This is a genomic window from Streptomyces rectiverticillatus, assembly GCF_013394065.1.
In the GTDB taxonomy this organism is placed as follows: Bacteria; Actinomycetota; Actinomycetes; order Streptomycetales; family Streptomycetaceae; genus Streptomyces; species Streptomyces rectiverticillatus.
The window spans coordinates 1,887,762-1,902,764 of the sequence record NZ_CP040752.1 but is presented as its reverse complement, the minus strand read 5'-3'; the positions used below and the strand labels follow the sequence as shown (position 1 = coordinate 1,902,764).

General features: G+C 72.8%; 10 protein-coding genes and 1 pseudogene. 9 read left to right on the top strand and 2 right to left on the bottom strand.

Annotation, left to right across the window (positions count from 1 at the left end; all coding sequences use genetic code 11):
* A complete protein-coding gene (gene uvrA, locus FGW37_RS08060; RefSeq protein WP_179080437.1) occupies positions 1–2,937 on the top strand; it encodes an excinuclease ABC subunit UvrA in 2,937 nt (978 codons plus the stop codon).
* A gap of 21 nt (positions 2,938–2,958) precedes the next feature.
* Here uvrA and FGW37_RS08055 read toward each other — a convergent pair whose 3' ends face one another.
* Positions 2,959–3,885 carry a carbohydrate kinase family protein gene (locus FGW37_RS08055; RefSeq protein WP_179080436.1) on the bottom strand — a complete coding sequence of 309 codons (927 nt, stop codon included), beginning with the start codon at positions 3,883–3,885 and terminating at the stop codon, positions 2,959–2,961.
* 120 nt (positions 3,886–4,005) lie between these two features.
* On the opposite strand from FGW37_RS08055, the gene FGW37_RS08050 reads away from it, so the two are divergent.
* Complete coding sequence (locus FGW37_RS08050; RefSeq protein WP_179080435.1) at positions 4,006–4,461, top strand: Rieske (2Fe-2S) protein; 456 nt, start codon at positions 4,006–4,008, stop codon at positions 4,459–4,461.
* Between the two features lie 68 nt (positions 4,462–4,529).
* Here the strand turns inward: FGW37_RS08050 and FGW37_RS08045 are convergent, their stop codons facing one another.
* The gene (locus FGW37_RS08045; protein WP_179080434.1) at positions 4,530–5,477 is read right to left on the bottom strand and encodes a hypothetical protein; all 948 of its coding nucleotides are present in this window, start codon (positions 5,475–5,477) and stop codon (positions 4,530–4,532) included.
* A 235-nt stretch (positions 5,478–5,712) separates the two neighbouring features.
* On the opposite strand from FGW37_RS08045, the gene FGW37_RS08040 reads away from it, so the two are divergent.
* The 7 genes and pseudogenes from FGW37_RS08040 to FGW37_RS08010 form a co-directional block, all read left to right on the top strand.
* Entirely contained in the window at positions 5,713–6,342 is a 630-nt protein-coding gene (locus FGW37_RS08040; RefSeq protein ID WP_179080433.1) for a papain-like cysteine protease family protein, read from the top strand.
* A 4-nt stretch (positions 6,343–6,346) separates the two neighbouring features.
* The gene (locus tag FGW37_RS08035; protein ID WP_246430309.1) at positions 6,347–7,192 is read left to right on the top strand and encodes a hypothetical protein; all 846 of its coding nucleotides are present in this window, start codon (positions 6,347–6,349) and stop codon (positions 7,190–7,192) included.
* A 144-nt stretch (positions 7,193–7,336) separates the two neighbouring features.
* On the top strand, positions 7,337–9,373 hold the full coding sequence (uvrC, locus tag FGW37_RS08030) for an excinuclease ABC subunit UvrC (protein ID WP_179080432.1): 2,037 nt from the start codon (positions 7,337–7,339) through the stop codon (positions 9,371–9,373).
* Between the two features lie 66 nt (positions 9,374–9,439).
* Positions 9,440–10,372 (top strand): RNase adapter RapZ, encoded by a 933-nt coding sequence (rapZ, locus tag FGW37_RS08025; protein ID WP_179080431.1) that lies wholly within the window; start codon positions 9,440–9,442, stop codon positions 10,370–10,372.
* A complete protein-coding gene (locus FGW37_RS08020; RefSeq protein WP_179080430.1) occupies positions 10,369–11,421 on the top strand; it encodes a gluconeogenesis factor YvcK family protein in 1,053 nt (350 codons plus the stop codon). The genes rapZ and FGW37_RS08020 overlap by 4 nt, the downstream gene beginning before the upstream one ends.
* On the top strand, positions 11,412–12,419 hold the full coding sequence (gene whiA, locus FGW37_RS08015; RefSeq protein WP_179080429.1) for a DNA-binding protein WhiA: 1,008 nt from the start codon (positions 11,412–11,414) through the stop codon (positions 12,417–12,419). Before FGW37_RS08020 ends, whiA begins: the two co-directional genes overlap by 10 nt.
* 186 nt (positions 12,420–12,605) lie before the next feature.
* Positions 12,606–14,825: pseudogene (locus tag FGW37_RS08010) on the top strand (M14 family metallopeptidase); the annotation flags it as partial.
* Positions 14,826–15,003 lie beyond the last annotated feature (178 nt).

The following is a 15,003-nucleotide window of genomic DNA, read 5'->3' as shown; positions in this document are numbered from 1 at the left end:
GTGGCTGACCGTCTCATCGTCCGTGGCGCTCGCGAGCACAACCTCAAGAACGTCTCGCTCGACCTCCCCCGCGACTCCCTCATCGTCTTCACGGGGCTCTCCGGCTCGGGCAAGTCGTCCCTCGCGTTCGACACGATCTTCGCCGAGGGGCAGCGCCGCTACGTCGAGTCGCTCTCCTCCTACGCCCGGCAGTTCCTCGGGCAGATGGACAAGCCCGATGTGGACTTCATCGAGGGCCTGTCCCCGGCCGTCTCCATCGACCAGAAGTCGACCTCGCGCAACCCGCGCTCGACGGTCGGCACGATCACCGAGGTCTACGACTACCTCCGGCTGCTCTTCGCCCGCATCGGCAAGCCGCACTGCCCCGAGTGCAGCCGCCCCATCACCCGCCAGTCGCCGCAGGCGATCGTGGACAAGGTGCTGGAGCTCCCCGAGGGCAGCCGCTTCCAGGTGCTCTCGCCGCTGGTGCGCGAGCGCAAGGGCGAGTTCGTCGACCTCTTTTCCGACCTGCAGACCAAGGGCTACAGCCGGGCCCGGGTGGACGGCGAGACCATCCAGCTCTCCGATCCGCCCAAGCTCAAGAAGCAGGAGAAGCACACCATCGAGGTGGTCGTCGACCGCCTCACCGTCAAGGACAGCGCCAAGCGCCGGCTGACCGACTCGGTCGAGACCGCCCTGGGCCTGTCCGGCGGCATGGTCATCCTCGACTTCGTCGACCTCCCCGAGGGCGACCCCGAGCGCGAGCGGATGTACTCCGAGCACCTCTACTGCCCCTACGACGACCTGTCGTTCGAGGAGCTGGAGCCCCGCTCGTTCTCCTTCAACTCGCCCTTCGGCGCCTGCCCGGAGTGCACCGGCATCGGCACCCGCATGGAGGTCGACCCCGAGCTGATCGTCCCGGACCCGGAGAAGTCCCTGGACGAGGGCGCGATCAGCCCCTGGTCGCACGGCCACACCAAGGACTACTTCAGCCGCCTGGTCGGCGCCCTCGCCGACGCCCTCGGCTTCCGTACGGACATCCCCTGGGCCGGCCTGCCCGCGCGCGCCAAGAAGGCCCTGCTGAGCGGCCACAAGACGCAGATCGAGGTGCGCTACCGCAACCGCTACGGGCGCGAGCGCGCGTACACCACCGCCTTCGAGGGTGCGGTGCCCTTCGTCAAGCGGCGCCACTCCGAGGCCGAGAGCGACGCCAGCCGCGAGCGCTTCGAGGGCTACATGCGCGAGGTGAACTGCCCCACCTGCGAGGGCACGCGCCTGAAGCCGATCGTGCTCGCCGTCACCGTCCAGGGCCGGTCCATCGCGGAGGTCTCCGCGATGTCGATCAGCGAATGCGCCGACTTCCTGCGGGACATGACGCTCACCGGCCGCGAGAAGAAGATCGCCGAGCGGGTCCTCAAGGAGGTCAACGAGCGCCTGAGGTTCCTCGTCGACGTCGGCCTGGACTATCTCTCGCTCAACCGCGCCGCGGGCACCCTCTCCGGCGGCGAGGCCCAGCGCATCCGCCTCGCCACCCAGATCGGCTCCGGCCTCGTCGGCGTGCTCTACGTGCTGGACGAGCCCTCCATCGGCCTCCACCAGCGCGACAACCACCGCCTCATCGAGACCCTCGTCCGCCTGCGCGACATGGGCAACACCCTCATCGTCGTCGAGCACGACGAGGACACCATCAAGGTCGCCGACTGGGTCGTGGACATCGGCCCCGGCGCCGGCGAGCACGGCGGCAAGGTCGTGCACAGCGGCCCCTTGAAGGAGCTCCTGCGCAACAAGGAGTCGATGACCGGGCACTACCTCTCCGGCAAGAAGGCCATCGCCATACCGGACGCCCGCCGGCCCGTCGACCCCGAGCGCCGGATCACCGTCCGCGGCGCCCGCGAGAACAACCTGCGGGACATCGACGTCTCCTTCCCGCTCGGCGTGCTCACGGCCGTCACCGGCGTCTCCGGCTCCGGCAAGTCGACCCTGGTCAACGACATCCTGTACACGCACCTCGCCCGCGAGCTGAACGGCGCCCGGGCCGTGCCCGGCCGCCACACGCGCGTCGACGGCGACGACCTGGTCGACAAGGTCGTCCACGTCGACCAGTCGCCCATCGGCCGGACGCCGCGCTCCAACCCCGCCACGTACACCGGCGTCTTCGACCACATCCGCAAGCTCTTCGCGGAGACGATGGAGGCCAAGGTCCGCGGCTATCTGCCCGGCCGCTTCTCCTTCAACGTCAAGGGCGGCCGCTGCGAGAACTGCTCCGGCGACGGCACCATCAAGATCGAGATGAACTTCCTGCCGGACGTGTACGTGCCGTGCGAGGTCTGCCACGGTGCGCGCTACAACCGCGAGACCCTGGAGGTGCACTACAAGGGCAAGTCCATCGCCGAGGTGCTGGACATGCCCATCGAGGAGGCGCTCTCCTTCTTCGAGGCCGTGCCCACCATCGCCCGCCACCTGCGCACGCTCCACGAGGTCGGCCTCGGCTACGTCCGCCTCGGGCAGTCCGCGCCGACGCTCTCCGGCGGCGAGGCCCAGCGCGTGAAGCTCGCCAGCGAGCTGCAGAAGCGCTCCACGGGCCGCACGGTCTACGTCCTGGACGAGCCCACCACGGGCCTGCACTTCGACGACATCAACAAGCTCATCTCGGTGCTGGCCGGCCTGGTCGACAAGGGCAACAGCGTCATCGTCATCGAGCACAACCTCGATGTGATCAAGACCGCCGACTGGGTCGTGGACATGGGCCCCGAGGGCGGCAGCGGCGGTGGCCTGGTCATCGCCGAGGGCACGCCCGAGGAGGTCGCGTCCGAGCCCTCCAGCCACACCGGCAAGTTCCTGCGGGAGCTGCTGGGCGACCGGGTGAGCGATGCGCCTGCGGTCTCCGCGCCGAAGGCGCGGAAGAAGACCGCGGCCAAGAAGGCGCCCGCCAAGAAGGCCGCTGCCCGGAAGGCGTGACCACGCCCTCCCGGGCGGAGGTCATGACGACAGCTCGGCGGCGTACGGCGGCTCCGCACCGGCCCTCGTGCAGGTGAGAGCCGCCGCCCGGGCCGCGAAGGACAGCGCGTCGCGCCAGGCGGGCCCGTCCAGCCGGGCGGGCCCGTCCAGCGCGCCCGGCAGCGCCGCGAGGCGGTGCAGCAGCGCGGCGTTCACCGTGTCCCCCGCGCCGATCGTGTCGGTGACCGCCACGCGGGGCGCGGGCACGGCGATCCGCTCGCCGGAGCGCGTGTGGACGGCGAGCCCCTCGCCACCGTGCGTGACCACCACCGCGGCCGGGCCGGCCGCCAGCCACTCCTCCGGGGAGCCGCCCAGCCAGCGGGCGTCCTCGGCGGAGAGCTTCAGCACCGACACGTACGGCAGCCAGGAGCGGAAGCGGGCCCGATAGGCGTCCGCGTCGGGGATCAGCCCGGGGCGCACGTTCGGGTCGAGCAGAGTGAAGACCCCGCGCTCCGCCTCGCGCCGCAGCAGGGCCTCGTACGCGCTCGCCCCCGGCTCCAGCACCAGCGAGCACGTGCCCAGGCACAGCGCCCGCGCCGGGCCCGGCAGCGGCCCGGGCAGCTCGAAGAGGCGGTCGGCGGTGCCCTGCGCGTAGAAGCCGTAGCCCGCGGAGCCGTCCGCGCCGATGTCGGCCACCGCCAGGGTCGTCGGCTCGGGCCCCCGCTGCACGAGTGAGGTGTCCACCCCCGCGGCCCGCAGGCCGGCCAGCAGCGCCTCCCCGAAGCCGTCCGTGGAGACCCGCGAGCAGAACGCGGCCGGCGTCCCCAGCCGCCCCAGCGCGACGGCGGTGTTGTACGGGCCGCCGCCGCGCCGCGGCAGCAGGGCCGGCAGGTCGCCGGCGGGGTCCCCGTCCGGTGCCTTGCCGGCCGCTACGAGGTCGATCAGGGCTTCTCCGGCTACGACGATCACGAAGCGGTCCTCTCTGGCCTTGGCTCCTGCGGCTCAGCCTGCCAGGCGCAGGGGCGGTCCCGGGCGGCGGGTAAGGTCGACGATCGGCAGTTCACCGTGAGTCCAGCGCTGGAGCCCCCCATGACCACCCCCTCGTGCCCGCAGAGCCCCGCCGAGCCCCCTTGTGCGTCGCGGCGCACCGTGCTGCTCCGGGGCGCCGCGCTCGCGGGCGCCGCCGGGCTGGGTGCCGCCGCCTGCGACGGCAAGACGGGCCCCAAGGCGGCCGCCACGCCCACCGCCCCGGTGGACCTCGGTGCGGCGGACGGCGTGCCCGTCGGCCAGGCGCGGCTCTTCCGGGAGGAGCGGCTGGTCGTCTCGCAGACCGCGCCGGGCGAGTACAAGGCCTTCAGTGCGGTGTGCACGCACGCGGGCTGCGTGGCCGACAAGGTCGAGAACGGCAAGGTCCGCTGCCCCTGTCACGGCAGCGAGTTCGACGCGAACACCGGCAAGGTCCTCCAGGGCCCGGCAGGCGCCCCGCTGCCGGCCGTGCCGGTCAAGGCGGTCGGCGGCAAGCTGATCGCGGGCCCGGAGGCGTAACGCCTGCCCGGTGGGGCATGCGGTTCGCGGCACACGTTTCGGGGCACGCGGTCCGGGGCGTGCGGCTCTCAGGCCCAGTCCCAGGCGATCCCCACGATCCCCGGGCGCACCGTCTGCTCCACCAGGTGCACCATGCGGTGGCGCCCCGCGAGCGTCAGCTCCTGCTGCCCGCCGCGGGGCGCGCCCGCCGAGGTGCGGGTGAAGCGCAGGCAGTGCGCGGGCAGCTCGGCGGCGTCGAAGCGGACCTGCAGTACGTACTGCCCGCCGGCGAAGCTGAAGCCGCGCACGTACTCGCTGCTGGGCCCCGCGGTGCCGTCCTCGAAGCCGTAGCCGAAGACGTACGTGTCCCCGGCCCGCAGCCGGGTGTCGAAGAGCAGCTCCGCGACGAGCACGCCTGCCGCCGTGTGCCACCGCACCCGGCCGACGCGGCAGTTCTCGTTCGCCCGCACCGTCACCCGGCCGGGGTCGCAGCCGAGGTCCCCGTGGTGGATGGCGAGGTAGCGGTCCACGCCGTCGCGGTGGGCGCGCACGACGTGGTGGGAGTCGCGCCCCTGCAGCTCCCGGCCGGCGCCTATGCGGACCCGCTCCAGGTGGCAGACGGTGTGCAGGCCGCCGTCGGCGGGGGAGCCCAGGTCGGCGAGGAGCCGTTCCAGGGCGCGGGACTCCTCGACCAGGGAGCGGTACGAGCGCGTGGCGGGCCGCTCGGCACCGCTGAGCGGGGAGGCCGGCTCCAGTAGCCGGGTCAGGGAGTGGGCGGGCAGCTCCAGGAGCTCTTCCAGCGCCCGTACCGCCCTGAGCGACTCCGCGCGCTGCGGCCGGCGCGCGCCCTGCTGCCAGTAGCTGAGGCTCGTCACGCCGACGTGTACGCCCCGCTGCGCGAGCCGGTGCTGCACCCGGTGCAGCGCGAGTCCCCGTGCGCTCAGCGCGGTCCGCAGCGCCACGTGGAAGGGCCCGGTGCGCAGGGCGAGGGCCAGTTCGGCCTCGGTCGCGTCGCCGGTCGCGCGTCTGCGTGCCATCCGTCCCACCCCTGCGCCTCTGTGAATATTCACCAGCGGTGAATGCGGCGGGGATCGCCGGACCGCTGTGATCCTCATGGCCGGGCAGCGGACGTTCACATCCGGTACGCCTCGTTCACACCGTCGGCTCACCGAGCATTGAAGCCGGTTGACCATTCACTGACAACTCCCTGATGCTCCTGACCAGCGTCCGGACGCGCCTCCATCACCACCCCCCGCCTCGGGAGGAACGTCCATGTCCCGTGCATCGGCACAACTGAACACGTCCGGAAGGACCCGCATACGCGGCAGACGGCTGCCCACCGCAGCCGCCGTGGCCGCCGCCCTGCTCCTCGCCGTCCCCACCACGGCGTCCGCAGCCGGCGGCGACCAGCCTTCCCTGCGCGCCTCGAAGAAGCTCGACATCACCATGCAGGCCCAGCAGAAGAGCAATTGGTGCTGGGCCGCCTCCGGCAACACCATCGCCACCTGGCTGGGGCGCAACTACACCCAGAACCAGTTCTGCAACGCGGCCTTCCGCCGCCAGATAGGCTCGGAGTGCCCCAACAACCAGGCCACGCTGGGCAATGTGCAGACCGCCTTCCAGTGGGCGGGCATCAACCCCGGTTCGTACGTGACCGGGTGGCTGCGCTACCCGACCGTCCAGAGCGAGGTCAGCGCCAACAGGCCGGTAGAGACGCGCATCCAGTGGTCCTCCGGCGGCGGCCACATGCACGTCATCTACGGCTACGACGACGCGAACCAGTTCGTCTACTGGGGCGACCCCTGGCCCTCCAGCAACCGCTACAACTGGGCGTCCCACAGCTGGTACGTCAACAACAACAACTTCTCCTGGACCCACTCGCTCTACCGGATCGGGGCGTGACGTCATGACCGACCGGATGCACCAGCAGCAGCACGTCCGGAGGAACGCGGCCCGTGCGGCGGCCGCCGGCGCGCTCACCGCCGCCCTCCTCGGCCTCGCGCCCCTCGCGCACGCCGCCACGCCGGCGCCTCCCGCGGCCCCCACCGCCGCAGGAGTCTCCGCCGCGCACGAAGCGGCCGGCTCCTCCTCGACCCTCGGGACGCTGTCCCGCTTCTTCGCCCGCGACGGTGCGGTCGCCGCGGCGAAGGCGCAGCCGAGGATCGAGGGCGCGACGGTGCCCGTCTACACGCTCTCCCCGCAGTTCGTGGCGGGCAAGGACGGCGCCCCCGTCGCCACGCTCGACTTCCTCGCCAGCAAGGCCGTCTCGTCCGACGGGCAGAAGGCGTCGGTGTGGACGGCGCCCACCGGCGGCGACTGGAAGGTCGTCAACATCGCCACCGGGGACGATGAGACGCGCTACGCCGCCGAGGGGGCGCGGAAGCTCAGCGGCGGCACCGTCTTCCGTGAGCCGCAGATCGACGCCTGGTTCGTCCAGCGCGGCGACAAGGTCCTGCCGCTGGACGCCGACGCCGTCCGTGCCGTCGGCGCGCAGGGCACTACGCTCGACGGCTACCGCGCCCGCGTCCACAAGGCGTACGGCGACAAGCTGCCCGGCTCCGCGTACGCGAAGGACGGCCGGGCGGGCGGCTACGGCCCGCAGCAGGCCGCGGCCGAGCAGCAGCAGGCGGCCCCGGCGCCGCAGGAGGGTTCCGGCCCGCTGAGCACCACCTCCGCCGCGGCGGCCGGCGGTGCGGCCCTGCTCCTCGGCGCGGGTGCGGTGGCCGCGCGGCGCAGGCTCCGGCGCCGCTGACCGCTCCCCGAGCCGGCCCCTGAGCCGGCCCCCGGGCCGGCTCCCTTCCGGCTCCGTCCCCGGCAGCCACCCCCCGCCGGGGCCGGAGCCGGTCCCTCCGCAGACGGACGCGGATTGTCACTGCCCGCAAGTAGGGTGTGTGACATGGCCGACCCCAGCAGCTACCGACCCAAGCCGGGACAGATCCCCGACTCGCCGGGGGTCTACAGGTTCCGTGACGAACACGCCCGGGTGATCTACGTCGGGAAGGCGAAGAGCCTGCGCCAGCGCCTCTCCTCGTACTTCCAGGACCTCGCCGGCCTGCACCCGCGCACCCGCACGATGGTGACCACGGCCGCCTCCGTCGAGTGGACCGTGGTCTCCACCGAGGTCGAGGCCCTCCAGCTGGAGTACTCCTGGATCAAGGAGTACGACCCCCGCTTCAACGTCAAGTACCGCGACGACAAGAGCTATCCCTCCCTCGCCGTCACCATGGGCGAGGAGTTCCCGCGCGTCCAGGTCATGCGCGGCCCCAAGAAGAAGGGCGTGCGCTACTTCGGCCCGTACGCCCACGCCTGGGCCATCCGCGAGACCGTCGACCTGATGCTGCGCGTCTTCCCCGTGCGCACCTGCTCCGCCGGCGTGTTCAAGCGCTCGGCCCAGATCGGCCGCCCCTGTCTGCTGGGGTACATCGGCAAGTGCTCCGCTCCCTGCGTCGGCCGCGTCAGCGCCGAGGAGCACCGCGAACTGGCCGAGGAGTTCTGCGACTTCATGGCCGGCCGCACCGGCGCCTACCTGCGCCGCCTGGAGCAGCAGATGCACGAGGCCGCCGAGGAGATGGAGTACGAGAAGGCCGCCCGCCTGCGGGACGACATAGAAGCCCTCCGGCGCGCCCTGGAGAAGAACGCCGTCGTCCTCGCCGACGCCACCGACGCCGACCTGATCGCCGTCGCCGAGGACGAGCTGGAGGCCGCGGTGCAGATCTTTCACGTGCGCGGCGGCCGGGTGCGCGGCCAGCGCGGCTGGGTGACCGACAAGGTGGAGGCCGTCGACACGGCGGGCCTCGTAGAGCACGCCCTGCAGCAGCTCTACGGCGAGGAGCGCGGCGACGCCGTGCCCAAGGAGGTCCTGGTCCCGGCCCTGCCGGAGCCGGTGGAGCCCGTCGCCCAGTGGCTGGGCGAGCGCCGCGGCTCCCGGGTCGACCTGCGCATTCCCCAGCGCGGCGACAAGAAGGACCTGATGGCCACGGTCCAGCGCAATGCCCAGCAGGCCCTCGTCCTGCACAAGACCAAGCGCGCCTCGGACCTGACCACCCGCTCCCGGGCGCTGGAGGAGATCGCCGAGGCCCTGGAGCTGGATTCCGCGCCGCTGCGCATCGAGTGCTTCGACATCTCCCACCTTCAGGGCCAGGACGTGGTGGCGTCGATGGTCGTCTTCGAGGACGGCCTGGCGCGCAAGAGCGAGTACCGCCGCTTCCAGATCAGATCGTTCGAGGGCCAGGACGACGTCCGGTCGATGCACGAAGTGATCGGCCGCAGGTTCCGCCGCTATCTGCAGGAGAAGCAGAAGGCGGGGGAGTGGTCCGAGGAGAACGCGGTCGAGGAGGAGAACGGCCGCACCGAGGACGGCCGCACTGTGGACGTCCACGCCGATGACGTCCACGCCGGGGAGGCCCGCACCGAGGACGGGCGCCCCAAGCGCTTCGCCTACCCGCCGCAGCTCGTCGTCGTCGACGGCGGGCAGCCGCAGGTGGCGGCGGCCCGGAGGGCGCTGGACGAGCTCGGCATCGAGGACGTGGCGGTCTGCGGCCTGGCCAAGCGGCTGGAGGAGGTCTGGCTGCCCGGCGAGGACGACCCCGTCGTGCTGCCCCGCACCAGCGAGGGCCTCTACCTCCTGCAGCGCGTGCGCGACGAGGCCCACCGCTTCGCCATCGCCTACCAGCGCAGCAAACGCACGAGAACGCTGAGGGCCGGGCCGCTCGACGAGGTCCCGGGCCTGGGCGAGACCCGCAAGAAGGCGCTGCTCAAGCACTTCGGCTCGGTCAAGCGGCTGCGCGCCGCCACCGTCGAGCAGATCTGCGAGACGCCGGGCATCGGCCGCAAGACCGCAGAGACGATCGCCGCCGCGCTCGCGGCGGCCGCCCCGCCCGCCCCCGCCGTGAACACGGCCACAGGCGAGATCATGGAAGAGGCGGGGGAATGATGGGGCACGCAGTATGGAAGACGGGGCCGCACCCGCGGCACCGTCGGTGAGACGGGGGTAAGCAGTATGACCGGGACCGAGCGAGACGGAGCACAGGTGAGTACGGGCACGACGGCGGATGCGACCGGCGAGGGCACGGCCATCCCCGAACTGGTGATCATCTCCGGCATGTCGGGAGCGGGCCGCAGCACCGCCGCCAAGTGCCTGGAGGACCTCGGCTGGTTCGTCGTGGACAACCTGCCGCCCGCCCTGATCCCCACCATGGTGGACCTCGGCGCCCGCTCCCAGGGCAACGTGGCCCGGATCGCCGTGGTCGTGGACGTGCGCGGCCGGCGCTTCTTCGACAACCTCCGCGAGTCCCTGGCCGACCTGGCCGCCAAGAAGGTCAAGCGGCGCGTGATCTTCCTGGAGGCCTCCGACGACGCCCTGGTGCGCCGCTTCGAGTCCGTGCGCCGCCCGCACCCCCTCCAGGGCTCCGGGCGCATCGTCGACGGCATCGCCGCCGAGCGGGACCTGCTGCGCGAGCTGCGCGGCGACGCCGACCTGGTGATCGACACCTCCAGCCTCAACGTCCACGAGCTGCGCGCCAAGATGGACGCCCAGTTCGCCGGCGAGGAGGAGCCGGAGCTGCGGGCCACCGTCATGTCCTTCGGCTACAAGTACGGCCTGCCCGTCGACGCCGACCTCGTGGTGGACTGCCGCTTCCTGCCCAACCCGCACTGGGTGCCGGAGCTGCGCCCCTTCACGGGCCTGAACGAGGAGGTCTCGGGCTACGTCTTCAACCAGCCCGGCGCCAAGGAGTTCCTCGACCGCTACACCGAGCTCCTCCAGCTCATCGCCGCGGGCTACCGCCGCGAGGGCAAGCGCTACGTGACCATCGCGGTCGGCTGCACCGGCGGCAAGCACCGCTCCGTGGCCATGTCCGAGAAGCTCGCCCACCGCCTGGTCTCCGAGGGCGTGGAGACCGTCGTCGTCCACCGGGACATGGGGCGCGAGTGACCGGCCGCACGTCCCGGCTCCGCCGGGTGCGCCGCCTCGTCCCCGGGCGGACCACCCGGGGGCCCGAGGGCCGTACGAAGCGCGGCGCCCAGCCCAAGGTCGTCGCCCTCGGCGGCGGCCACGGCCTGTCCGCCTCGCTCGCCGCCCTGCGCCGGATCACCGGCGACCTCACCGCCGTCGTCACCGTCGCCGACGACGGCGGCTCCAGCGGCCGGCTCCGCGACGAGCTGGGCGTCCTGCCCCCCGGCGACCTGCGCAAGGCCCTCGCGGCCCTGTGCGGCGACGACGACTGGGGCCAGACCTGGGCCCGGGTGATCAAGCACCGCTTCACCAGCGAGGGCGATCTGCACGACCACGCCGTGGGCAATCTGCTGATCGTCGCCCTGTGGGAGCAGCTCGGCGACCCCGTGCAGGCCCTGGACCTGGTCGGCAAGCTGCTGGGCGCGCACGGCCGGGTGCTGCCCATGTCCGCCGTGCCGCTGGAGCTGCAGGCCCTCGTCCGCGGGCACGACCCCGCCGAGCCCGGCGCCCTCAGCACCGTCCGCGGCCAGGCCACGGTGGCGCTGACCCCGGGCGAGGTGCAGTCCGTGCACGTCGTGCCGGAGGGCCCGCCCGCCGTGCCGGAGGCGGTCGCCGCCGTCCTCGACGCGGACTGGGTGGTGCTCGGCCCCGGCTCCTGGTTCTCCTCCGTCATCCCGCACCTGCTCGTCCCCGAGCTGCTGGAAGCCCTGCAGGAGACCAAGGCCCGCCGGGTGCTGTCGTTGAATCTCGCACCACAACCGGGTGAAACCGATGGCTTCTCCCCGCAGCGTCATTTGGAGGTTTTGGCCCGACACGCCCCTAAACTCGCCCTGGACGTGGTGCTGGCCGACGAGGCCGCCGTGCCCGACCGCGAGAGCCTCACCGATGCCGCGAAGCGGCTCGGGGCCGCGGTCGAGCTGGCGCCGGTCGCCGCGCCCGACGGCTCCCCGACCCATGACCCGGAGCTGTTGGCCGCCGCGTACGACCGTATTTTTCGGATGCATGGAAGGATCGGCCCATGGCGATGACGGCAGCGGTGAAGGATGAAATCTCCCGGCTCCCCGTCACCCGCACCTGCTGCCGGAAAGCGGAGGTCTCGGCGATCCTGCGGTTCGCGGGTGGTCTGCACCTGGTCAGCGGGCGCATCGTGATCGAGGCGGAGCTGGACACCGGGATCGCCGCCCGGCGGCTGCGCAAGGACATCCTGGAGATCTTCGGGCACGCCTCCGACCTGGTGGTGATGGCCCCCGGCGGACTGCGCCGCGGCAGCCGGTACGTGGTGCGGGTGGTGGCGGGCGGTGACCAGCTGGCGCGCCAGACCGGCCTGGTCGACGGCCGCGGCCGGCCGATCCGCGGGCTGCCCCCGCAGGTCGTCTCCGGCGCCACCTGTGACGCCGAGGCCGCCTGGCGGGGTGCCTTCCTCGCCCACGGCTCGCTCACCGAACCCGGCCGCTCCTCCTCCCTGGAGGTGACCTGCCCCGGGCCCGAGGCGGCGCTGGCGCTGGTCGGTGCGGCCCGCCGGCTGCAGATCGCGGCCAAGGCGCGCGAGGTGCGCGGCGTCGACCGCGTGGTCGTCCGCGACGGCGATGCGATCGGCGCCCTGCTGACCCGGCTGGGCGCGCACGAGTCCGTGCTGGCCTGGGAGGAGCGCCGGATGCGCCGCGAGGTGCGGGCCACGGCCAACCGCCTCGCCAACTTCGACGACGCCAACCTGCGCCGCTCGGCCCGGGCCGCCGTCGCGGCGGGCGCCCGGGTGCAGCGGGCCCTGGAGATCCTCGGCGAGGAGGTGCCCGAGCACCTCGCGGCCGCGGGCCGGCTGCGCATGGAGCACAAGCAGGCGTCCCTGGAGGAGCTCGGCGCCCTGGCCGAGCCGCCGCTGACCAAGGACGCCGTCGCGGGCCGGATCCGGCGCCTGCTCGCCATGGCCGACAAGCGCGCCCAGGACCTCGGCATCCCCGGCACCGAGTCCAACCTCTCCGACCTCTCGGACCTCTCGGAGGAGATGGCGGAGGGCATGGCCGGCTGACGCCCGGCACGGGCCCGCCGCCCGCAGCGCCGTCCCACACCGGGCGCCGTCCCACACCGGTACATCGAGCCACCCCGCGCCGTGCAGGGCGCCGGAGTGGCTCTTTCTGCATCATTGACATGATCATGCAGGCTCTCCAGTCTGGCGTCCGTGCACCGACGTGGCAGACAACAGCAAGGGGGGCTCATGAGACGCAGGACGAGATCGGTCCTCGCGGCGGCTTCGCTGCTCTTAGGCGGACTGGCCGCGGCACCCTTCGCCCACGCACAACCCGGCGCCGCGACGGCGGCACGGGACGGCGACGGCGCACCGTCCGTCTGGACCGCCCGCATCACCGCCGGCCAGGTGCCGCTGCTCCTCGCCGCCGGCGTCGACGGCCACGAGCTGGCCGAGCGCCCGACCGGGACCAAGGCCGCCTCGGTCGAGCTCTACCTGACCGGCGAGCAGGCCCGCGAGCTGCGCAGCCGGGGCGTCGGCCTCACCGAGAAGCGGATACCGCAGCGCACCAAGGAGCGCCTCAAGGCCGCAGGCGACGGCGTCTTCCGCCCGTACAGCGGCAAGAACGGCCTCCGGCAGGAGCTCCTGGACACGGCGAAGGCCCACCCCGGCCTCACCAAGGTCGTGAGCATCGGCAAGACCGTCCGCGGCCAGGACATCCTCGCCCTGAAGCTGAGCAAGGACGCCCGCACCGCGCCCGACGGCCGCAAGCCCGCCGTGCTGTACATGTCCAACCAGCACGCCCGGGAGTGGATCACGCCGGAGATGACCCGGCGGCTGCTCCACCACTACCTCGACGCCTACGGCAAGGACGCCCGCGTCACCGACGTCGTGGACCGCGCCGAACTGTGGTTCGTCCTGTCCGCCAACCCCGACGGCTACGACTACACCTTCCAGAGCCCGGACACCCGCCTGTGGCGCAAGAACCTGCGCGACAACAACGGCGACGGGAAGATCACCCCGGGCGACGGCGTCGACCTCAACCGCAACTTCCCCTTCAAGTGGGGCTATGACAACGAGGGTTCCTCGCCCCGCCCGGGCTCCGAGACCTACCGCGGCACGGCCCCCGCCTCCGAGCCGGAGACGCAGGCGATCGACGCCTTCGAGAAGGCGCACCGCTTCGGCTACGCCGTCAACTACCACTCGGCCGCCGAACTGCTGCTCTACGGCGTCGGCTGGCAGGTCGCCACCCCCACCCCGGACGACGTCCTCTACAAGGCGCTGGCCGGCACGCCGGAGAAGTCCGCGATCCCGGGCTACCACCCGCAGGTCTCCTCCGAGCTCTACACGACCAACGGCGAGGCCGACGGGCACGCGGCGAACGTCAACGGGACGATGATGTTCACCCCCGAGATGTCGACCTGCCGCACCGCGTCGGAAGCCGACCCGAACGACCGCTGGAACCCGGACGACTGCCCGTCGTCCTTCAGCTTCCCCGACGACGAGAAGCTGATCCGGCAGGAGTTCGCCAAGAACATCCCCTTCGCGCTGTCCGTCGCCGAGACCGCCGTCAACCGCGAGGGCGCCGACCGGCCCCGCTCGGCCGTCGGCCTCACCGCCCCCGACTTCACCCCGGACGCCTTCACCACCTCCTACGCGCTCGGCGACGAGCAGGAGGTCTCCGTCACCGCCCGCAAGTCCCTGCGCGACCTGCGTCTCAACTACCGCATCGACGGCGGGCGTACGCACACCGCCCCGCTGGAGGCGTGGCAGGGCGGCGACCGCTACGGCGGGCAGGACAGCATCCGCTTCGCCGAGTACCGCGCCTACGTCGAGGGCGCCGAGCCCGGCTCCAGCGTCCGGGTCTGGTACACGGGCCGGACGCGCGACGGCAGGGCCACCGCCAGTGAACCCTTCACCTACGCCGTGGCGGACCGCCCCGAGGCCGACACCCTGGTGATCGCCGACGAGGGCGGGCCCGGCGCCGCCCGGCATACCGCCGCCTACACCGCGGCGCTGGCGGGGGCCGGCCGGGACGCCGCCGTGTGGGACGTGGCCACCCAGGGCGCTCCGCACGCGCTCGGCGTGCTGGGCCACTTCAAGAGCATCGTGTGGTACTCCGGCGGCAACCGGCCCGGCGGGGCCACGCTGACGGCCGTGCGGGACTTCGTCAACGAGGGCGGCAAGCTCGTCGCCGCGGGCAGGCAGGCGGGCGGCTACGGAGTCGTCGGCACCACCGAGACCAACGATTTCAGCCAGTACTACCTGGGCGCGGGCAGCCGTCTGCAGCACCCCGCCCCGGCGCGCTTCACCGGCTCCGGCGCGCTCGCCGGCATCAGCGTCCGCCTCGGTGACGCACCCGGCGACAAGCTGGACGCCGCGGGCTCGTACACCCCCGTTTCCGACGAACTGCCGCCGGCCGGTTTCCCGCAGTTCCGCAGTGCGCCCGCGGGCGACTACGCGGCGGCGGCAGGCCGGGCCGCGGAGAACCCGAACGGCGCAACGGGCGCCCGCTGTACCGGAACGGACGTCACGCTCCGTGACGGCGCTTGCGTGGCGGCGGCTGACGCGCGCCGGGCTGCGGCCGTCTCCACGGCCGGCACGGTGCTCCTGGGCTTCGGCCTGCAGCACGTCCCGGACCCCGGAG

What these genes read in the sequence shown, in the direction of transcription:
- FGW37_RS08050 (WP_179080435.1), top strand. Translation starts at nt 4,006, where the DNA reads ATGACCACCCCCTCGTGCCCGCAGAGCCCCGCCGAGCCCCCTTGTGCG.
- FGW37_RS08045 (WP_179080434.1), bottom strand. Translation starts at nt 5,477, where the DNA reads ATGGCACGCAGACGCGCGACCGGCGACGCGACCGAGGCCGAACTGGCC.
- FGW37_RS08040 (WP_179080433.1), top strand. Translation starts at nt 5,713, where the DNA reads ATGTCCCGTGCATCGGCACAACTGAACACGTCCGGAAGGACCCGCATA.
- FGW37_RS08035 (WP_246430309.1), top strand. Translation starts at nt 6,347, where the DNA reads ATGACCGACCGGATGCACCAGCAGCAGCACGTCCGGAGGAACGCGGCC.
- uvrC (WP_179080432.1), top strand. Translation starts at nt 7,337, where the DNA reads ATGGCCGACCCCAGCAGCTACCGACCCAAGCCGGGACAGATCCCCGAC.
- rapZ (WP_179080431.1), top strand. Translation starts at nt 9,440, where the DNA reads ATGACCGGGACCGAGCGAGACGGAGCACAGGTGAGTACGGGCACGACG.
- whiA (WP_179080429.1), top strand. Translation starts at nt 11,412, where the DNA reads ATGGCGATGACGGCAGCGGTGAAGGATGAAATCTCCCGGCTCCCCGTC.